Annotated in this window: 14 protein-coding genes; 9 read left to right on the top strand and 5 right to left on the bottom strand. The window is 71.1% G+C overall.

Annotated features, from left to right (window positions below; genetic code table 11):
- Positions 1-11: 11 nt before the first annotated feature.
- Genes ABZT02_RS39940 through ABZT02_RS39955 form a run of 4 tightly spaced genes read right to left on the bottom strand, consistent with a single transcriptional unit; the run spans position 12 to position 3,561 of the window.
- The gene (locus ABZT02_RS39940; RefSeq protein ID WP_356026919.1) at positions 12-650 is read right to left on the bottom strand and encodes a response regulator transcription factor; all 639 of its coding nucleotides are present in this window, start codon (positions 648-650) and stop codon (positions 12-14) included.
- Positions 640-1,884 carry a sensor histidine kinase gene (locus ABZT02_RS39945; protein WP_356026921.1) on the bottom strand — a complete coding sequence of 415 codons (1,245 nt, stop codon included), beginning with the start codon at positions 1,882-1,884 and terminating at the stop codon, positions 640-642. Before ABZT02_RS39945 ends, ABZT02_RS39940 begins: the two co-directional genes overlap by 11 nt.
- A 40-nt stretch (positions 1,885-1,924) precedes the next feature.
- Entirely contained in the window at positions 1,925-2,659 is a 735-nt protein-coding gene (locus ABZT02_RS39950) for an ABC transporter permease (RefSeq protein WP_356026923.1), read from the bottom strand.
- Positions 2,656-3,561, bottom strand: coding sequence for an ABC transporter ATP-binding protein (locus ABZT02_RS39955; RefSeq protein WP_356026925.1), 906 nt, complete (start codon positions 3,559-3,561; stop codon positions 2,656-2,658). Before ABZT02_RS39955 ends, ABZT02_RS39950 begins: the two co-directional genes overlap by 4 nt.
- Positions 3,562-3,767: 206 nt before the next feature.
- On the opposite strand from ABZT02_RS39955, the gene ABZT02_RS39960 reads away from it, so the two are divergent.
- From ABZT02_RS39960 to ABZT02_RS39990, 7 genes are all read left to right on the top strand, one after another.
- Positions 3,768-5,552 (top strand): ABC transporter ATP-binding protein, encoded by a 1,785-nt coding sequence (locus ABZT02_RS39960; RefSeq protein WP_356026927.1) that lies wholly within the window; start codon positions 3,768-3,770, stop codon positions 5,550-5,552.
- Entirely contained in the window at positions 5,549-7,411 is a 1,863-nt protein-coding gene (locus tag ABZT02_RS39965) for an ABC transporter ATP-binding protein (RefSeq protein WP_356026930.1), read from the top strand. The genes ABZT02_RS39960 and ABZT02_RS39965 overlap by 4 nt, the downstream gene beginning before the upstream one ends.
- Positions 7,412-7,439: 28 nt before the next feature.
- Positions 7,440-9,158: an ABC transporter ATP-binding protein gene (locus ABZT02_RS39970; protein WP_356026932.1), complete on the top strand. Its 1,719-nt coding sequence runs from the start codon at positions 7,440-7,442 to the stop codon at positions 9,156-9,158.
- A complete protein-coding gene (locus ABZT02_RS39975) occupies positions 9,155-10,933 on the top strand; it encodes an ABC transporter ATP-binding protein (protein ID WP_356026935.1) in 1,779 nt (592 codons plus the stop codon). The genes ABZT02_RS39970 and ABZT02_RS39975 overlap by 4 nt, the downstream gene beginning before the upstream one ends.
- Positions 10,934-11,169: 236 nt before the next feature.
- A complete protein-coding gene (locus ABZT02_RS39980; RefSeq protein ID WP_356026937.1) occupies positions 11,170-13,218 on the top strand; it encodes a M4 family metallopeptidase in 2,049 nt (682 codons plus the stop codon).
- Positions 13,219-13,502: 284 nt separating this feature from the next.
- Entirely contained in the window at positions 13,503-15,170 is a 1,668-nt protein-coding gene (locus ABZT02_RS39985) for a M4 family metallopeptidase (RefSeq protein WP_356026939.1), read from the top strand.
- 71 nt (positions 15,171-15,241) lie between these two features.
- Positions 15,242-15,751, top strand: coding sequence for a DUF1990 domain-containing protein (locus tag ABZT02_RS39990; protein ID WP_356026941.1), 510 nt, complete (start codon positions 15,242-15,244; stop codon positions 15,749-15,751).
- Positions 15,752-15,782: 31 nt separating this feature from the next.
- Here ABZT02_RS39990 and ABZT02_RS39995 read toward each other — a convergent pair whose 3' ends face one another.
- Positions 15,783-18,401: a glycosyltransferase family 1 protein gene (locus ABZT02_RS39995; RefSeq protein ID WP_356026944.1), complete on the bottom strand. Its 2,619-nt coding sequence runs from the start codon at positions 18,399-18,401 to the stop codon at positions 15,783-15,785.
- 331 nt (positions 18,402-18,732) lie between these two features.
- Here ABZT02_RS39995 and ABZT02_RS40000 point away from each other — a divergent pair, with 331 nt between their 5' ends.
- Both ABZT02_RS40000 and ABZT02_RS40005 read left to right on the top strand, forming a co-directional pair.
- Positions 18,733-19,935 carry a S8 family peptidase gene (locus ABZT02_RS40000; protein WP_356026946.1) on the top strand — a complete coding sequence of 401 codons (1,203 nt, stop codon included), beginning with the start codon at positions 18,733-18,735 and terminating at the stop codon, positions 19,933-19,935.
- A 216-nt stretch (positions 19,936-20,151) separates the two neighbouring features.
- The coding region (locus ABZT02_RS40005; protein ID WP_356026949.1) for a maltotransferase domain-containing protein at positions 20,152-20,883 on the top strand (732 nt) is incomplete at its 3' end.

Below are 20,883 nucleotides of genomic sequence, written 5' to 3' on the forward strand. Positions count from 1 at the left end.
GTCGGCGGGCGCTAGCCGAGGATTCCCCGCTCGTATGCCGTCGCCACGGCCGCCGCGCGGTCCTTGACGCCCAACTTGGCGTACAGGTGGGTGAGATGGGTCTTCACGGTCGCCTCGCTGATGAACAGTTCGCGGGCGATCTCGCGGTTGGACGTGCCCTTGGCGACCAGGGCCAGTACCTCGCGCTCACGGGCGGAGAGGGGTTCGTTGCCGGGTGCGCCGGGGGCACGGACCGCGGAGACCAGGCGGGAGGCGACGGCCGGCGAGAGGACCGTACGGCCCTCCGCCGCGGCCCGCACCGCCGTGAACAGTTCGTCGCGCGGGGCGTCCTTGAGGAGGTAGCCGGTCGCTCCCGCCTCGATGGCGGGCAGGGTGTCGGAGTCCGTGTCGTACGTCGTCAGGACGAGGACCTTCGCGCGGGCCCGGGCGCGGGTCAGCTCGCGGATGGCGTCCACCCCACCGCCGCCCGGCATCCGCAGGTCCATCAGGATCACGTCGGGGTCGAGCGCGGCGGCCCGCTCGACGGCCTCGACGCCGTTGGACGCCTCGCCGAGGACGGCGAATCCGGGCGCGGACTCGAACATGCCGCGCAGACCGTCCCGTACGACGGGATGGTCGTCGACGATCAGCACGGAGATGTCACCGGTCATGGCGGACCAACGGTACGCGAGCCGACAGCGCGGTGCCGTGGCCCGGTTCGGACTCGACGGTGAGGGAGCCCGCGATGCGTTCGGCGCGGGCCCGCATGCCGTCGAGACCGAAGCCCCCGGCGCGGGTGCGGGGCGGGAGGGCGAGGGGGTCGAAGCCGACGCCGTCGTCACGGATGTCGAGGATGACCTCGTCGCCCAGGAAGGTCAGGGTGACGCCGAGGCGGCCCGCGCCGGCGTGCCGGGAGGCGTTGGAGAGGGCTTCCTGCGCGATGCGCAAAAGGGTGGCCGAGACCTCGTCGTGAAGCTGCTCGGTGGCTCCGGTGACGGTGAACTCGGCGCGGACACCGGTCCGTTCGCGCCAGTCGGCGACGGTGTTCTTCAACGCCTGGGGCAGCCCGTCGTGTTCCAGGGCGACGGGCGCGAGGTTGTGCACCGAGCGACGGGCCTCGCCGAGGCTGTGCCGGGCGAGGTCCATGGCCCGGTGGACATGCTCGCGGGCCTGCTTCTCGTCGGGCGTGTTCACGACGACCTGGAGCTGGGCGATGATCCCGGTCAGGCCCTGGGCGAGGGTGTCGTGGATCTCGGCGGCGAGCCGCCTGCGCTCGTCGGCGATGCCCGCTTCCCTTGCCTGGACGAGGAGTTGGGCGTGCAGGGCGGCGTTCTCGTCGAGCGCCTGCTGGAGGGCCTCGATGGTCGAGGCGCGCTCCCTGGAGCGCTGTTCCTCCTGCTCGGTGATGTGGGCGACGAACGCCTGGAGGCCGAAGTTGACGACCAGGAGCCCGGCGAACCCGAGCCACTGGGCGGTGCTGCTCACCGGCAGTCCGCCGACCTGCGCGCCCGCCACGGTGACCGCGCTCGCGAACAGTCCGAGCCGCCGCCACCTGCCGGGGATCAGCTCGTCGGCGTCCATGTAGCCGGTGGCGGCGTAGAACGCGAAGAACGGGTTGATCCAGGTGAGGCCGAAGGCGATCGCCCAGCGGACGGCGTAGTACGCCGTCCCGGCCCGGGAGGGGCTGCGGCCGCGGTCGGCGCGGCGGTGCCGGGTGCCGTGCCACCACACCTGGAGCACGATCGCGGCGGTGACCAGGGCCCCGGCGGTGTACCACTCGGCGGGGCCGTCCATCAGGTCCGCGGAGACGACCGCGAGGACGGTACTGACGCCGAGCAGCGCGTACGGCCCCCAGATGTGCAGCTGCTCCAGGCGCCGCTCGATCTGTGTGTCCACCACGGTCATGTCCTCAGTCTGCACGGCGGTTCGCACGGGTCTGCCCCCCCTACTCCCAGCGGAACCAGCGCGACGCGGCGGCCGTGAGCAGCACCGTCCAGGCGACGAGCACGCCGAGGTGGGTCCAGCCCGGCCAGTCGCCGGCCGCGGCCCGGTTCAGGGCCTCGGCCGCCGCGCCGAACGGCGTGTACCCGACGATCCGGGCGAGCACGTCCGGCATGGTCTGCACCGGCGCCCACACACCCGCGCAGAACATCGCCGGGAAGAACACGGCCGACCCGACGGCACCGGCGATCTTCGTGGTCCGCGACAGCGCGGAGACCACCGCGCCGAGCGCGAGGGCGACCAGCACGGCGAGGACGAGCGCGAGCAGGTATCCGAGGGGCTGCTCGGGCAGCCGTACGGCGAAGGCGAACCGGCCGACGAGGAGAGCGAGCAGCGCGGACGCCAGGGCGGCACCGCCGTAGACGGTCATCTGCGCGGTGAGCAGGGCGGTCGGGCGGACCGGGGTGGTGGACACGCGGCGCAGGATGCCGCGCTCGCGGTAGCCGGTGAGGGCCTGCGGCATGGACTGCAGGCCGCCGACGATCAGACCGAGGAGCACCGCCACGGGGACGTAGACGTCGATGGTCCTGAGGCCGCCGAGGTCGGCGTCGTGGTGCCGGAAGGACGGGATCGAGCCGAGGATGACCAGGAGCAGGGTCGGGAACAGCAGGATCCAGAAGAGGGCGCCCGGTTCGCGGCGGAAGAGACGGGCCTCGGTCCGCAGTACGGCGGTGTTCATGCCGTGGCCTCCTGGGTCAGGTCGAGGAAGGCGTCGTCGAGGGTGGCGTCCACGACGCGGAGCTGGTGGGCGGTGACGTGTCGGCGGGCGAGCAGGGTGATCACGGCGTTCACGGTCTCGTCGGTGCCGGACAGGGTGAGACGGCCGTCCCGGTCCTCGATCGAGGCGAGGTCGGGCAGCGCGTTGAGCTCGTGCGCGTCGAGCGGGGCGGACGGGGTGAAGCTGATGACGGTGGCGCCCGCCGAGCGCTGGATGAGCCCGGCCGGGGTGTCCAGGGCGACGATCCGGCCCTTGTCGATGACGGCGATCCGGTCGCAGAGCCGCTGCGCCTCCTCCATGAAGTGGGTGACCAGCAGGACGGTGACACCGTTCGCGCGAATGTCCTCGATGAGGTCCCAGGTGTCGCGGCGGGCGCGCGGATCGAGGCCGGTGGTCAGCTCGTCCAGGACGACGACCCGGGGGTTGCCGACGAGGGCGAGCGCGATGAACAGGCGCTGTTTCTGGCCGCCGGACAGCCTGCCGAACCGGGTGGTGAGCTTGTGGGTGAGCCCGAGCCGCTCGGCCAGCGGCCGCCAGTCGAGCGGCTTGTCGTAGAACGTGCTGTAGAGCTCCAGGGCCTCGCGGACGGTGAGCTTGGCCTGGAGTTCGCTCTCCTGAAGCTGGGCGCCGAGAACGCGGGACACACGCGCGTGGTCGGCGACGGGGTCGAGCCCGGTGACCCGGACGCGGCCCGCGTCGGGGACCCTCAGACCCTCCACGCACTCGACGGTGGTGGTCTTGCCGGCGCCGTTCGGGCCGAGGATGCCGAAGATCTCGCCCTCCTCGACGGCGAAGGAGACACCGTCGACGACGGCCCGGCCGCCGTAGGACTTGCGCAGTTCGCTGACTTCGATGACGGACATGGCGGCAGCGTCCCGCGCCGGGCCCCGCCGCCACATCGCCCGTCGCGCTCGATCCGGCATCAACCGATCGGTTGATGCGGCCGTACGACCCCGTCGGTTCTTCTTGTACGACCCCTCGAACATGCAGGTCGTAGGGCCGACGGCCGATTCAGGTCCGGCCAAAACTCGGTGGGCGTTGTCAGTGCCGGTCCGTAGGCTCGCAGCTGATGCCCACGACACCTGTAACCACCAAGGACCGGTCGGCCGTACGGACCCTGCTGCGCCTGTGGCCGTATGTCCGGCCGGTCCGCGCGCGGCTGTTCACCGCCGCGTTCGTCGCCGTTCTCGCCTCCTGTACGGGGTTGGTGATCCCACTCGTCCTGAAGTGGATGGTGGACGGCCCGGTCGCCGACGGAGACACGACGGGCGTATGGCTCGGGGCGCTGTACCTGCTGCTGCTCGGGTTCGCGGAGGCGCTGCTGTTCGGGCTGCGGCGGTGGCTGGTGGCTCGCCCGCTGTCGCATGTCGAGGCGGAGATGCGGGCGGGTCTCTACCGCCGTCTCCAACGCCTCCCGGTGGCCTTCCACGACCGCTGGGCGTCCGGCCAGCTGCTGTCCCGGGCGACCACGGACCTCATGCTGCTGCGCATGTTCCTCGCCTTCCCGTTGACCTTCCTGCTGGTCAACGGCGTGACGATCCTCGTCGGCGTGATCATCATGCTGCTCCAGGACTGGACGCTGGGCCTGGTGATCCTCGGCCCCGCGATCCCCGTCGTCGTCACCTGCGTGATCTTCGAGAAGCGGTACGCCGGCGTGGCCCGCCTCGCCCAGGACCAGGTCGGCGACCTCACGACGGTCGTCGAGGAGAGCGTGCTCGGCGTCCGCATCATCAAGGGGTTCGGTCGACACCGGTCACAGGCGCGGGCCTTCCGCGAGCTCTCAAGCACTCTGCGCGGCACGGAAATGCGCAAGGCAGGGCTCCTGGCCACGATCTGGGGTGTCATCGTGACGCTTCCCGAGGTGGCGATCGGGGCCGCGCTGGTCCTGGGCTGTGTGCAGGTGGCGGACGGGGAGTTGTCGGCGGGCACGCTGGTGGCGTTTCTCTCCACAGCACTGGCGCTGAGGTGGCCGGTGGACTCCATCGGCTTCCTGCTGGCGATGAGCCAGGAGGCGGCGACGGCGACGGAGCGCTATTTCGAGGCGATGGACGAAGTACCGGAACAGGAGACCCACGCCAGGGGCACGACCAGCCCCCACCGGCCCGCGGACGGCCTCCGGTTCCACAACGTCCGGTTCCGCTACCCCGACGCCCCCGAGGACTCCCCGCCCATCCTGGACCTCATCGACCTCCACATCCGGCCGGGCGAGTCCATGGCCCTCGTCGGCGCGACCGGCAGCGGCAAGACAACCCTCACCGCCCTCGTCCCCCGCCTCCACGAGATCACCTCCGGCCGCATCACCCTGGACGGCGAGGACATCACCGCCATGCCGAGACAAGAGCTGCGCTCAAAAGTCGCCGTGGCCTTCGAGGACCCCACCCTCTTCTCCTCCAGCGTGGCGGACAACGTCCTCATGGGCACCGACGCACGAGAACTGGACCGCGCCCTCTCCGTCGCCCAGGCGGACTTCGTGCACGCCCTCCCCCAGGGCACCGCGACCCAGGTCGGTGAACAGGGCCTGAGTCTCTCCGGCGGCCAGCGCCAGCGTCTGGCCCTCGCCCGGGCCGTCGCGGCCAAGCCGAGGTTCCTCGTCCTGGACGACCCGCTGTCCGCCCTGGACGTCCACACCGAGGCCGCCGTCGAAGCCGCGCTGCGGGACGTCCTCGCGGACACCACCGCCCTGATCGTCGCCCACCGCCCGTCCACCGTGCAGCTCGCCGACCGGGTCGCCCTGCTGTCGGGCGGTCGCATCACGGCCGTGGGCACCCATCACGAACTCCTGCGCACGAACGCCGAGTACGCCCATCTGATGTCCGGGTCCGGGGATTCCGGAGAAGGGGAGGACGCCCGATGACGGCCCCCACGACGTCCGCGCCCACCGCGGACGAGGAACCCATCCCGCCCGGGTCGAAGGACACCGACGACGCCTTCGACCACGATCGGCTGCCCGCTCCCCCGGGCGCCACCGGCCTCCTGTTGCGCTCCCTGCTGGCCCCGATGAGGGCGCGGGTCACCGTGACCACGCTCCTGCTGCTGCTCCAGCAGGCGGCCGTGCAGGCGGGCCCGCTGCTGGTGGCGTACGCCATCGACCGGGCGGTGCCCGCGTTCCGGGACCACGACAACGGCCCGCTGGTCGCGGTCGGCGCCGGCTATCTGCTGTGCGCGCTGGCCTCCGGCGGCCTCCAGTACGCGTTCATCCTGGCCTCCGCGCGCGTCAACCAGGACGTGCTGCTCGACCTGCGCGGCCGGATCTTCCGCCACGCTCAGGCGCTGAGCATCGACTTCCACGAGCGCTACACCTCGGGCCGGCTGATCTCCCGCTCGACGACGGACGTGGAGTCGCTGCGCGAACTGCTCAGCGAGGGCCTGCAGGAACTCGTCACCGTCATCCTGTCCTTCCTCTACATCTCCGCTCTGCTGCTCTGGCTGGACCTCGGGCTCGGCGCGGTCGCGGTGGCCTCCTTCGTGCCGCTGTACCTGCTGGTGCGGGGCTACCGGCGGCGCGCGGGCCGGGTGTACCGGAAGCGGTCGACCGCGATCGCCGCCGTGATCGTGAAGTTCGTGGAGACGATGAACGGCATCCGGCCGGTACGCGCGTTCCGCCGCGAGGCCGCCAACGACGCCGACTTCGCCGTGCTGAACAAGCGGCACGAGCGGGTCAACGGGGACGCGCTCCTGGAGATGGCCCGCTATGTCGTCACTTCCCGGCTGGTCGCCAACACGGCCGTGGCGGGGATCGTGCTGTGGGGCGCCTACCGGGTGGCGCAGGATTCGCTGGAGCTGGGTGTGCTGGCCGCCGCGGTGCTGTATCTGCGGCGGCTGTACGACCCGATCGACCGGCTCGGGATGTTCCTGAACTCCTACCAGTCGGCGGCGGCCTCCCTGGAGAAGATCGCGGGCCTGCTCGCCCAGACCCCGACCGTGCCCGAGCCGTCGGTTCCCCGGCAGCTCCCGGCGCTCGAGTCCTCGGACCGTCCGGGCCGTGAGGTCGTCTTCGAGGGTGTCTCGTTCGGCTACCGCACGGGCGGCGAGGTGCTCCCTCGTTTCGACCTCACCCTGCCCGCCGGGCAGACCGTCGCTGTGGTCGGCTCGACCGGCGCCGGAAAGTCGACCCTGGCCAAGCTGCTGGCCCGCTTCTACGACCCCTCCGACGGCCGGGTCCTGCTCGACGGCGTCGACCTGCGCGAGCTCGCGAACCCCGAGCTGCGGCGCGGGGTGGTCATGGTGACGCAGGAGGCGTTCCTGTTCTCGGGCACGGTCGCCGAGAACATCACGATCGGCCGCCCGGACGCCAGCCGGGAGGAGATCGAGCAGGCCGCGAAGGCGATCGGGGCGCACGACTTCATCAGCGCGCTGCCCGACGGGTACGACACGGACGTACGCAAGCGGGGCGGCCGCATCTCGGCGGGTCAGCGCCAACTCGTGGCGTTCGCCCGGGCGTTGCTCGCCGACCCGGCGGTCCTGATCCTGGACGAGGCGACCAGTTCGCTCGACGTCCCCGGCGAGCGGGCCGTGCAGCGCGCGATGGCGACGGTCCTGAAGGGCCGTACGGCCGTGGTGATCGCACACCGGTTGTCGACCGTGGAGATCGCCGACCGGGTACTGGTCATGGAACAGGGCAGGATCGTCGAGGACGGCACACCGGCCGAACTCGTCGCGGGCACGGGCCGGTTCGCGGATCTGCACCGGGCATGGCGGGACAGTCTCGCGTGAGCCACCACGTGTGTGACCAGGGGGATGTGTGATCGACGCGTACGAGGATCCCGGCACGCCGGACGTCCGCGGTGGCTGGCGGTATCTGTGGTGGCTGGTGCGCTGCCAGCCCGGCCGGTCCGTGGCCGGGGCGCTGCTGGGCAGCTCCTGGATGGTGCTGCTGGCGGCGACGCCGTACCTGATGGCGAAGGCGATCGACGAGGGCCTGGAGCCGGGCGACTGGGCGGCGCTCGCCGGGTGGAGCTTCGCGCTGTTCGCGGTCGGTTCGTTCAACGCCTGGCTGAGCATCATGCGGCACCGCACGATGACCCGGGTGCGGATGGACGCCAACTTCCGCACGGTCAAGGTGGTCGTGGGACAGGCGGTCCGTCTCGGCGCCGCGCTCTCGCGCAGGACCGGGGCCGGTGAGGTCGTCACGATCGGCGTGGGCGACGTGCAGACGATCGCCGGCGCCCTGACGGTCGTCGGCCCGGGCGTGGGCGCGTGCGTCGCCTATCTGACGGTCGCCGCCGTGCTGGTGTCGGTCTCCCCGGTCCTCGCGGCCGTGGTCCTCCTCGGCATTCCGGCGATCGTTCTCCTCGTGGGCCCCTTCCTGTCCCGCCTCCAGGGCGCCGAGACGGAGTACCGCGACCGCCAGGGCGTCCTCACCGCCCGTATCGCCGACCTCGCGGGCGGCCTGCGCGTCCTCAACGGCCTGGGCGGCAAGGGCCTGGTCGCCGACGCCTTCCACCGCGACAGCCGGCACCTGCAGGCCCAGGGCTACCGGGTGGGCGCGGTCACCAGCTGGGTCCAGGCCCTCGGCGTGGGCCTGCCCACCCTGTTCCTCGCCGTCGTCACCTGGCTCGCGGCCCGCCTGGCCGCCCAGGGGGACATCACCGTGGGCGAGCTGGTGGCGGTGTACGGCTATGTCGCGGTCCTGGTGGGCCCGGTGGCGTTCTGGGTGGAGTGCGGATACCAGCTGAGCCGGGGTGTGGTGGCGGCGCGCAGGGTCGTACGGTTCCTGCGCCTGGAGCCGTTGGAGGACCGGGGCACGAGGGACGCCCCGGCGGAACCGTCGCTCCTGCACGACCCGGAGTCGGGCGTCGGCATCCTGCCGGGCCGCCTGACCGCGCTGACCTCAGCGCACCCGGCGGACACGGCAACGGTCCTGGACCGCCTGGCCCGCTACACCCCGTCCCGGGCGACCTGGGGCGGAGTACCGATGGACGAAATCCGGCTCCCCCAGATCCGGCAGCGCATCCTTCTGGCGGACCACGAGGCCGACCTGTTCGCAGGGAACCTACGCGAGGTGATAGCGCCCTCCAGTGGCGCGGGGAACCGTGCGACGAGCCCCCACGGGCCCGCGGCCGCCATACACGCAGCAGTGGCGGACGACATCGTGCAAGGCCTCCCGGACGGCCTCGACTCCCCGATCGACGCCCAGGCCCGCAACCTCTCCGGCGGCCAACGCCAACGCGTCCGCCTCGTAAGGGCCCTCCTGGCCGACCCGGAAATCCTCCTGGCCGTGGAGCCCACCTCCGCCCTGGACGCGCACACGGAAGCCCTCGTGGCCAAACGCCTGCGCGAGGCCAGGCAAGGCCGCACCACCGCCGTCACCACCACCTCCCCCCTCGTCCTCGACCACGCCGACACCGTCCACTACCTGGTCGACGGCAAACTCGCGGCAACCGGAACCCACCAGCAACTCCTCACCGAGGAACCGGGATACCGCGCCCTGGTCGCCCGGGACGCGGAGGTCATGAAATGAGCAGGGGCCACCTCCCGGTCGCCGACCAGGCCGCCGTGCGGCGCGCGTCCGTCCGGCTGATACGCGAGGACGCCCGCGCCTTCACCGCCGTCCTCGTCCTGAACGCGCTCGCCGCCCTCACCGGTCTGGCCGGCCCGTGGCTGCTCGGCCGGATCATCGACGAGGTACGCGCCGGCGAGGGGGTGGCCGCGGTGGACCGGCTCTCAGTCGTCCTGGTGGTGTGCGCGAGCGCCCAGCTTCTCCTCGCCCGCTGGGCCCGCTATGTCGGCCACCGCTTCGGCGAACGCACCCTGGCCCGCGTCCGCGAGGAGTTCGTGGACCGCACCCTCGCCCTGCCCGCCTCCGTCGTGGAACGCGCCGGGACCGGCGATCTCACCGCCCGCGGCACCGCGGACGTCGCCGCCGTGGGCACCACGCTCCGCGACGCGGGCCCCGAACTGCTCATCAACTCCGTGCAGTTCCTGTTCCTGCTCGCCGCGGTGTTCGTCCTGGACCCGCTGCTGGGCGCGGTCGGCGTGTTCGGTCTGCTGCCCATCTGGTTCGTCCTGCGCTGGTATCTGCGCCGGGCGCGGGACGGCTATCTGGCCGAGGGCGAGGCCACCTCCGACGTCGCCGAGATGCTCGCGGCCACCGCGTCCGGCGCCCGCACGGTCGAGGCGCTGCGGCTCGAGGAGCGGCGCGTCCGGGCGAGCCGGGACGCCCTCGACACGGCCCGCCGCACCCGTCTGTACACCCTCTACCTGCGCAGTGTCTTCTTCCCTGTGGTGGAGGTGGCGTACATCCTGCCGGTGGCCGGCGTGCTCCTGGTCGGCGGAATGCTGCACGCGCGGGGCATGATGAGCCTCGGTTCGGTCGTGGCGGCCGCCCTGTATCTGCAGCAACTGGTCAATCCGCTCGACCAGATCCTCGTACGGGTCGAGCAACTCCAGTCCAGCAGCGCCTCGTTCGCCCGTGTCGAGGGCCTGGCCGCGGCTCCGCGGGCCGACGCCAAGGGCTCCCCCGCCCCCACCGACGACCGCATCGACGTCACCGACGTGCGCTACTCCTACGGCCGCGGCGGCGAGGTGCTGCACGGCGTCGACCTGACCGTGCGCCCCGGCGAACGGCTCGCGGTGGTCGGTCCGTCCGGCGCCGGGAAGACCACCCTGAGCCGCCTGCTCGCCGGGGTCGACGCGCCGACCTCCGGATCGGTGACCGTCGGCGGTGTCCCGGTCGTCGGCCTGGACCCCGACCAGCTGCGCCGCCAGGTCGTCCTGGTCACCCAGGAGCACCACGTCTTCCTGGGCACGGTCCGCGACAACCTGCTCATCGCCGAACCCTGCGCCGGTGACGAGGAGTTGTGGGCCGCCCTGACCGCCGTAGGAGCCGACGGGTGGGTGCGGGAGCTGCCGGAGGGGCTCGACACCGGGCTCGGCGAGGAGGGGTGCCGCATCGATGGTTCGCAGACGCAGCAACTCGCCCTGGCGCGAGTGGTGTTGGCGGACCCGCACACACTGATCCTCGACGAGGCGACCGCGCTCCTAGACCCCTCGACCGCGCGGCACACCGAGCGCGCCCTGGGCGCCGTACTCGAAGGGCGCACGGTCATCGCGATCGCACACCGGCTGCACACCGCGCACGACGCGGACCGGGTGGCGGTGATGGAGAACGGCCTGCTGACCGAACTCGGCACGCATGAGGAGCTGGTGGCGGCGGACGGGGCGTACGCGGCGCTGTGGGGGTCGTGGCACGGAGGCCGGCCCCCGGTGTCCGACCACAGCGAAAAGTCCGTATAACGAACATGAACTCCCGGACAACGAACGATTTCCGGCCAAGTTTCTGACGCGGTCCTGACAGTACGGGCTTTCCGGTGCCACTCTTCCCACGGCCGCTTCACAGCAACCTCACAGATCTCTCGCTGTGTTCTGATCCGCGGCCACCTGCACCTCGTTCCGCGTACCGCCCGGACGGTCGACCCATCGTCCGGTCTCCCCTGGCCGCGTGATCCGCGGCCGCGCAGAAGGAGTCAGTGTTGAGAGACAGTTCCTCCCACAGACGCACCCCCCACACCCTGCACCGCAAGGCCGCCGCCGTGGCCCTCGTCGGTGTCTCCGCCCTGATCGCCGCGGCCGTCCAGTCGGGCGCCGCCACCGCCGCCCCGGAGAAGGCACCGTCGGCAGCGGGCCAGGTGATCCCGGGCGCCGAGTCCCTCAAGCTCACCCCCGCCCAGCGTGCCGAACTGATCCGCGAGGCGAACGCCACCAAGGCGGACACCGCCAAGGACCTCGGCCTCGGCGCCAAGGAGAAGCTGGTCGTCCGCGACGTGGTCAAGGACGGCAACGGCACGCTCCACACCCGCTACGAGCGCACCTACGACGGCCTGCCCGTCCTCGGCGGCGACCTCGTCGTGGAGACGACCAAGTCAGGTGCGACCGAGGGCGTCGTGAAGGCGACGAACAAGACCATCAAGGTCGCCTCGGTGACCCCGAAGGTGACCGCGGCGAAGGCTTCGGCGCAGGCACTGAAGGCCGCGCAGGCAGCGGGCGCCGACAAGGCCGACACCAACCGGGCCCCGCGCAAGGTGATCTGGGCCGGCAACGGCACCCCGACCCTGGCGTACGAGACGGTCGTCGGCGGCCTCCAGGAGGACGGCACACCGAACGAACTGCACGTCATCACGGACGCGGCGACCGGCGCGAAGCTCTACGAGCACCAGGGCATCGAGACCGGCACCGGCAACACCATGTACAGCGGCACGGTCACCCTCGGCACCACCCAGTCCGGGTCGACGTACAACCTGACCGACGGGGCGCGCGGCGGCCACAAGACGTACAACCTCAACCGTGGCACCTCCGGCACCGGCACCCTCTTCTCGGGCCCCGACGACGTGTGGGGCAACGGCAGCGCCTCCAACACGGAGACGGCGGGCGCCGACGCGCACTACGGCGCCGCGCTCACCTGGGACTACTACAAGAACGTGCAGGGGCGGTCGGGTATCCGCGGTGACGGCGTCGGGGCGTACTCCCGGGTGCACTACGGCAACGCGTACGTCAACGCGTTCTGGGACGACAGCTGCTTCTGCATGACGTACGGCGACGGGTCGGGCAACACCCACCCGTTGACGTCGATCGACGTGGCCGGTCACGAGATGACCCACGGCGTCACGTCGAACACCGCGGGACTCAACTACTCGGGCGAGTCCGGCGGTCTGAACGAGGCGACCTCCGACATCTTCGGCACAGCCGTCGAGTTCTACGCCAACAACTCCTCCGACGTCGGTGACTACCTCATCGGCGAGGAGATCAACATCAACGGCGACGGCACGCCGCTGCGTTACATGGACAAGCCGAGCAAGGACGGCGCGTCCAAGGACAGTTGGTACTCGGGGATCGGGTCGGTGGACGTCCACTACTCGTCCGGCCCGGCGAACCACTTCTTCTACCTCCTGTCGGAGGGCAGTGGCACCAAGACCATCAACGGTGTCACCTACAACTCCTCGACGTCGGACGGCCTTCCGGTCACCGGCATCGGCCGGGACAAGGCGGAGAAGATCTGGTTCCGCGCGCTGACCACGAAGTTCACGTCCACGACCAACTACGCGGCGGCCCGCACCGGCACCCTCGCGGCGGCCGGTGAGCTGTACGGCACCACGAGCGCGGAGTACACGGCCGTGGCGAACGCCTGGGCCGGCGTGGCGGTCGGCTCGCGTCCCGGTGGCGGTGGCGGTGGCGGCACCTCGTTCGAGTCGACCACCGACGTATCAATTCCGGACAACGGGGCGGCGGTCAATTCGCCGATCACCGTGTCAGGGCGTACGGGCAACGCGCCGTCGAACCTCGCCGTCGCGGTCAACATCGTGCACACCTACATCGGTGACCTCCGGGTGCAGCTGATCGCCCCCGACGGCACGGCGTACACGCTGAAGGCGTACGGCACCGGCGGCAGCACCGACAACATCAACACCACGTACACGGTGAACGCGTCCTCCGAGGTCGCCAACGGGACTTGGCAGTTGCGGGTCCAGGACAACGCGGCCCAGGACACCGGCTACATCAACGGCTGGAAGCTGACCTTCCCGTAGGTCCGCGACCCTCAAGTCAGGGCGCCGTCCCGGTGGTTCGAATCCCCGGGGCGGCGCCCTCTTTTTACCTTCCCATGACTGATGGCTTGTTGGGGCTTTGCCCAGGTCAACGCGGTTTACATGCCTGCAATGTTCATCCAGCCGTCGACTTTCAGCCAACATCACTTGGGGGTCATGACATGTACGCGCCTTGATGCCACGCTTCCTCACAACCGCCGCACAACTTCACAACCACCCCGGAAGGCAACCCCACGCCGTCCGGGCTCCCCCACGAAGGAGCTTGTGTGACCCCCCTCTACGCGCGTCACAAGCGCACCACCCTGGCCATCGCCACCGCCGTCGCGGCCGGGGCCCTGCTCACCACCGGTCTGACCACCGGAAGTGCCGCCGCCGTGACCCCGGCCGAAGGCACCGGCAAGGCCACCCTCGCGGGCGCCCCGGTCCAGCTGTCCGCGGCCTCGCGCACCTCCCTCATCAAGGAGCAGCAGGCCGACGCCGGGACCACGGCCCAGGAGATAGGCCTCGGCGCCAAGGAGAAGCTGGTCGTCAAGGACGTCGTGAAGGACGCCGACGGCACGGTCCACACCCGCTACGAGCGCACCTACGACGGTCTGCCCGTCCTCGGCGGCGACCTCGTCGTCCACGAGTCCAAGTCCGGTGCGACCGAGGGCGTCGTGAAGGCGACGAACAAGACCATCAAGGTCTCCTCCCTGACCCCGAAGCTCACCGTCGCCAAGGCCGAGGCCCAGGCGCTCACCGCCGCGAAGGCCGCGGGCTCGGAGAAGACCGCCGCCGACGGCGCCCGCAAGGTCGTCTGGGCCGGCTCGGGCACCCCCGTCCTCGCCTACGAGACGATCGTCGGCGGCTTCCAGGACGACGGCACCCCGAACCAGCTGCACGTCATCACCGACGCCGCCACCGGCAAGAAGCTCTACGAGTACCAGGGCATCGAGAACGCCACCGGCACCGGCAAGAGCCTGTACTCGGGCACGGTCAGCCTGAGCACCACGCAGTCCGGCTCGACGTACAACCTCACCGACGCCACGCGCGGCAACCACAAGACGTACAACAAGTCCCACGGCACCAGCTCCTCCGCGGGCACCCTGTTCACGGACGCGGACAACGTCTGGGGCACCGGCGCGGCCTCCAGCTCCACCGCCGACCAGACCGCGGCCGTGGACGCCACCTACGGCGCGCAGGAGACGTGGGACTTCTACAAGTCCACCTTCGGCCGCAGCGGCATCAAGAACAACGGCGTCGGCGCCTACTCGCGCGTCCACTACGGCAACGCGTACGTGAACGCGTTCTGGGACGACAGCTGCTTCTGCATGACGTACGGCGACGGCGAGGGCAACGTCAACCCGCTGACCTCGCTGGACGTGGCCGGGCACGAGATGAGCCACGGCGTCACCTCGAACACGGCGGGCCTGAACTACTCCGGCGAGTCCGGTGGCCTCAACGAGGCGACCTCGGACATCTTCGGCACGGGTGTGGAGTTCTACGCGGCCAACTCCAACGACGTCGGTGACTACCTCATCGGCGAGGAGATCGACATCAACGGCGACGGCACCCCGCTGCGCTACATGGACAAGCCCAGCAAGGACGGCGGCTCGGCGGACTCCTGGTCCTCCACCGTCGGCAACAAGGACGTCCACTACTCGTCCGGCGTCGCGAACCACTTCTTCTACCTCCTCTCGGAGGGCAGCGGCGCGAAGACGATCAACGGCGTGTCCTACAACTCGCCCACGTCCAACGGCTCCACGGTCACCGGCATCGGCCGCGCCAAGGCGCTGCAGATCTGGTACAAGGCGCTGACGACGTACTTCACGTCCACGACCAACTACAAGTCGGCGCGCACGGGCACGCTCTCCGCGGCGTCCGCCCTGTACGGCTCCACCAGCGCCGAGTACAAGGCGGTGGCGGCGGCCTGGTCGGCGGTCAACGTCAGCTAGTGGTCCCGAGGATCTGACGGGCGGCACCCGGACCGAAGGCAGGTCCGGGTGCCGCCCTACTCTTGTGTCCCATGTCCTTCACGTACGACGACGTCGGCGCTACCCGGCGGAGCGGATTCTGCCCGCCCGGCTTCCATCCCCTGCACGTCCGCACGCGCATCGGCGAGGGCCACGACGTCTTCCGGAAGGCCTCCGAGGCGGTCCTGACCTGGGAGATGCACCGCGCACTCGGCGTCGGCATAGACGCCACCGCGGACCGCGCGGCCCCCGACGTGGACGTGACGGTCACCCTGGCCGGCGTCATCAAGGCCCCGTGCCGGGTGGTCTGGACGGTCGAGGAACACCGCCGCGCGGGCTGGGCCTACGGCACCCTGACCGGCCACCCCGAATGCGGCGAGGAGTCCTTCGTCGTCGACCGCACGGGCGACGGCACGGTATGGCTGACGGTGTCGGCGTTCAGCCGGGGCGCCAAGTGGTACTCCAGGGCGGGCGGCCCGGCGACCCGGGGCCTGCAGCACGCGTACGCCCGGAAGTGCGGGACGGTCCTACGGAAGCTGTGCGGCGGAGAGGACGCGGGCTGAGCGGAAGCCGCCCGGCCCGCGCGCCCTCCGCTCACCGCATCAGCACGCCCGCCCCCTCCACCACCTCCTCCGAAGGCACCGTCACCAGCCCCAGCTCCGCGCCCGATGCCAGCAGGCGATGGGCGGGCAGGATGCGGACCGTGTAGCCGAAGGGGCCCGTGCGGTCCAGGGACAGGGGGCCTTCGTAGACCCAGCGGCCCTCCGGGTCCGGGCCGCCCACCGACTTCAGCGGGACCGTTGACGCGTCCGCGATGCGGTCCTCCTCGTCCACGCGTCCGGAGACCGCCTGGACCTCCACGTCGTCGGGGCCGAGGGCGCCGAGACCGACGCGGACCCTGAGTCCGAGTGTGGTGCCGAGTTCGGCCGTGGTCGTCGCGGCCGTGGTCTCCACGTGGTCGACCGTCACGCCGGGCCACTCCGTGCGCACCCTGGCCTTCCACTCCGCCAGTTCGCGCGCCGCGTCCGGGGCCATCGTGCGGTGGGCGTGGGCCGCGGGGGCGTAGAGGCGTTCCACGTACTCGCGGACCATGCGGCCCGCCAGGACCTTCGGGCCCAGCAGGGTGAGGGTCTGGCGGACCATCTCGATCCAGCGGTCGGGCAGGCCGCCCTGGCCGCGCTCGTAGAAGCGGGGGGTCACCCGCTGTTCGAGGAGGTCGTAGAGGGCGTCGGCCTCTATGTCGTCGCGGCGGTCGGGGTCGGTCCCCACGCCGTCGGCCGTCGGGATGGACCAGCCGAAGTCGGGCTGGAACCACTCGTCCCACCAGCCGTCGAGGACGGAGAGGTTCAGGCAGCCGTTCAAGGCGGCCTTCATCCCGCTCGTCCCGCAGGCCTCCAGCGGCCGCAGCGGATTGTTGAGCCAGATGTCGCAGCCCGGGTAGAGCTTCTGCGCCATCGCCATGCCGTAGTCGGGCAGGAAGACGATCCGGTGGCGGACCCGCGGGTCGTCCGCGAACCGCACCAGCTCCTGGACCAGCCGCTTCCCACCGTCGTCCGCCGGATGCGCCTTGCCCGCCACCACGATCTGGATCGGCCGCTCGGGGTGCAGCAGCAGGTCCATCAGCCGGTCGCGGTCCCGCAGCATGAGGGTGAGGCGCTTGTACGACGGGACGCGGCGCGCGAACCCGATGGTCAGGACGTCGGGATCGAGCACGCCGTCGACCCAGCCCAACTCCGCCGTACCGGCGCCGCGTTGACGCCAGGACGCGCGCAGCCGCTCGCGGACCTCCATCACCAACTGCTCCCGCAGCGAGCGGCGCAGTTCCCAGATGTCCTGGTCGGGGATGTCCCCCACGGCGTCCCAGCGGTCCGAGCCGCCGACGGTCATCGCGTCCTCGGTGCGCTGGGCGCCGATCTCCCGGGCACCGAGCCGGAACACCTCGGGCGCGACCCAGGTCGGGGCGTGCACCCCGTTGGTCACGGAGGTGATCGGCACCTCCTCGGGGTCGAATCCCGGCCAGAGTCCGGAGAACATCTCCCGGCTGACCTGTCCGTGCAACAGGGAGACTCCGTTGGCGCGTTGGGCCAGGCGCAGGCCCATCACGGCCATGTTGAAGAGGTTGGGTTCGCCGCCCGGGTAGGTCTCCATGCCGAGGGCGAGGATGCGGCCGACGTCCATGCGCGGGAGCTCGGCGTCGGGGCCGAAGTGGCGGGCGACCAGTTCGCGGTCGAAGCGGTCGATGCCGGCCGGGACGGGGGTGTGGGTGGTGAACACGGTCCCCGCGCGGACCGCCTCCAGGCCCGCGTCGAAGTCGAGCCCCTGGTCGCACAGTTCGGCGATCCGCTCCAGGCCGAGGAACCCGGCGTGCCCCTCGTTGGTGTGGAAGACCTCCGGGTCGGCGTGACCGGTCAGCCGGCAGTACGTCCGTACGGCCCGGACACCCCCTATCCCCAGCAGCATCTCCTGGAGCAGCCGGTGTTCGCTGCCGCCGCCGTAGAGCCGGTCGGTCACCCCGCGTTCGCCGAGGTCGTTCTCCTCGACGTCGGAGTCCAGCATCAGCAGGGGCACCCGGCCGACCTGGGCGAGCCAGATCCGGGCGTGCAGCTGCCTGCCGCCGGGGAGGGCCAGCGACACCTGTGCCGGGGTGCCGTCGGCCTCCCTCAGCAGCGCCACCGGCAGTTCGTTGGGGTCGAGGACCGGGTAGTGCTCCTGCTGCCAGCCGTCCCGGGACAGGGACTGGCGGAAGTAGCCGTGGCGGTACAGCAGACCGACACCGATCAGCGGTACGCCCAGGTCACTGGCGGCTTTCAGATGGTCGCCGGCCAGGATCCCCAGACCGCCGGAGTACTGCGGCAGGGCGGCCGTGACGCCGAACTCGGGCGAGAAGTAGGCGACGGCGGCCGGAAGTTCACCGGTGTGGGCCTGGTACCAGCGCTCACCGGTGACGTAGTCGTGGAGGTCGTCGGCGACCGCGGTGAGCCGGCGCAGGAAGCGGCGGTCCTCGGCGAGCTCGGCGAGCCGGGCGGGCCGCACGCTGCCGAGCAGCCGTACGGGATCACCGCCCGACGCGGCCCAGCGCTCCGGATCGACGGACTGGAAGAGATCACGGGTCTCCGCGTGCCAGGACCAGCGCAGATTGCGCGCCAGATCGCTCAGGGGCCGCAGGGCATCGGGGAGTACGGGTCGGACGGTGAATCGACGGATCGCCTTCACATTCCACCTCGGCGAGCGTGCGGAGTGGGACACACGGCGGTGTGCGTCCTGTCGTCAACCCCGACGGTATCCGGGCGGAGGGTCTCGTCACCACGGCGCAGTTCACGGCGGAAGGCCGTGTCGCCCTCAAGCCGTTCCGGATCGAACAGTCCGGAAATCGCCGCAACCTCCCCACATCCCCCATAGCCGATATGGCCGATTACACCCCCGTAGGCGTCCTTGTGGTACTTCACACCGCACGAGAGGCTTCCCCATGGCGTACCGGCCGGCACCGGGTGCATCCGGTGGACCGCGGCCGCCGTACGCCGAGCTGAGGAGGGGAACGCACGTCATGGCACGGACGCGAGATCGGCGTCTGCGCTGGGTGGGGGGCCTGACCGCGGCGAGCTGTGCCGCCGTACTTTCGGCCATCGCCCCACCCGCGCACGCCGCACCGGAGGGGCGGATACTCGGCGCCGGAGAGCCCGGTTCCGTCAGCGGGAGTTACCTGGTGACACTCAAGGGGGGAACGAAGGCGCCGTCGACGGCCGGAAAGGGCCTCGCCGAGAAGTACGGGGCGAAAATCAGCCATACCTACGGCACGGCACTCAACGGCTACGCGATCCGGGCCGACGAGAGACAGGCCGGGCGGCTCGCGGCGGACCCACGGGTCGCCTCGGTCGTCCAGGACACCCGGGTGACCCTGGAGGGCACTCAGGAGAACCCGCCGTCCTGGGGCCTGGACCGCGTCGACCAGCCGAAGCCGTCGCTGGACAGGTCCTACACGTGGCCGCGGTCGGCGGGCGCGGGGACGACGGTGTACGTGATCGACACCGGCATCCGGATCTCCCACAAGGACTTCCGGGGCCGAGCGTCCTACGGGTGGGACTTCGTCGGGGGCGACCGTTCGGCGGGCGACGGCAACGGCCACGGCACCCATGTGGCAGCCACCGTCGCCGGCACCGGATACGGCGTCGCCAAACAGGCCGCGGTGGTCGCCGTACGCGTCCTCGACAACACCGGATCGGGGACGACCGCCCAGGTCATCGCCGGTATCGACTGGGTGACGAAGCATGCGCGCAAGCCGGCGGTCGCCAACCTCAGCCTGGGCGGCTATCACAGCGCCCAGCTGGACGCCGCCGTACGCGCCTCCATCGCGTCCGGGGTGACCTATGTGGTCGCCGCGGGCAACGACGGGCTGTCGGCCGGGCTCTACTCACCCGCCGACGTGCCCCAGGCGATCACGGTCGGCGCGACCGACACCAGGGACAGGCGGGCGGGCTTCTCCAACTACGGCCCGGCCCTCGACCTGTTTGCACCAGGAGTCTCGATCACCTCCGCGGGCATCACCGGCGACACCGCCAGGGCGACCTCCTCGGGTACGTCGATGGCGGCCCCGCACGCGGCGGGCGCGGCCGCGCTCTACCTCGCCGACCATCCGAGGGCCACTCCGGCGCAGGTCGGCAAAGCCCTGGTGAAATCGGCGGTCTCCGGGAAGGTGTCCGGTCGTGGGCCCGGTTCACCGGACAGGCTCCTCCAGGTACCCGGTTCCTAGCGGAAGTGTCCGCGAGGCGGCCCCGTTCGGCCGGAAGAGGGCCGGTTTTGTGTAAAGACATACGCGTGAGTAGTTAGCAAAGTGCCGGATTGCCCACCCGAAGAGAGTGGGAAGGCTCCTCCGGTACACGGCTCAGGTAGGTTCACTGAGACGCCCCGCAGGACCCCCTCCCCACATCCATCCGCCCACCCGAAGTTGACGCGGACAGGAGCGGTCATGCCCGCCACGCACCACTCGTCAGCACCCCTGACGTCCAGCACCGACGCACCCACCACGCGCCCCGCCGACCCCGGACCACCGCCCCAGGAGCGACCCTCCACGCAAGCGGGACCGGCTCCGGCCATCGGGCGCATACCCGTCCTCGACGTCCGCCCGGTCGTCCAGCGCGGACGCCGGCCCGCCAAGGCGGTCACCGGCGAGACGTTCGAGATCTCGGCCACCGTGTTCCGTGAGGGTCATGACGCGGTCGCCGCCAATGTCGTACTGAGGGATCCGGAAGGCCGCGCCGGACCCTGGACACCCATGCGGGAACTGACCCCCGGCACCGATCGCTGGGGCGCCACCGTCACCGCCGGCCCACCCGGTCTGTGGACCTTCACCGTCGAGGCGTGGGGCGACCCCGTCACCACCTGGAGGCACCACGCCCAGATCAAGATCCCGGCCGGCATGGACACCGAACTGGTCCTGGAGGAGGGCGCCCGGCTCTACGAACGGGCCGCGGCCGGCGTCCCCGACGACGGGCGCAACGGCGTGATCCTCGCGGCCATCCGCGCCCTCCGCGACGAGACCCGGCCTGCCGCCGCCCGACTCGCCGCCGCGCTGACGCCGGAGGTGGACGCGGTGCTGGCGCGGTATCCGCTGCGGGAGTTGATCACCGCGTCGGAGACGTTGCCGCTGCTGGTGGAGCGGGAGCGGGCGCTGTTCGGGTCGTGGTACGAGTTCTTCCCG

The organism is Streptomyces sp. NPDC005402 (assembly GCF_040606575.1).
Lineage (GTDB): Bacteria > Actinomycetota > Actinomycetes > Streptomycetales > Streptomycetaceae > Streptomyces.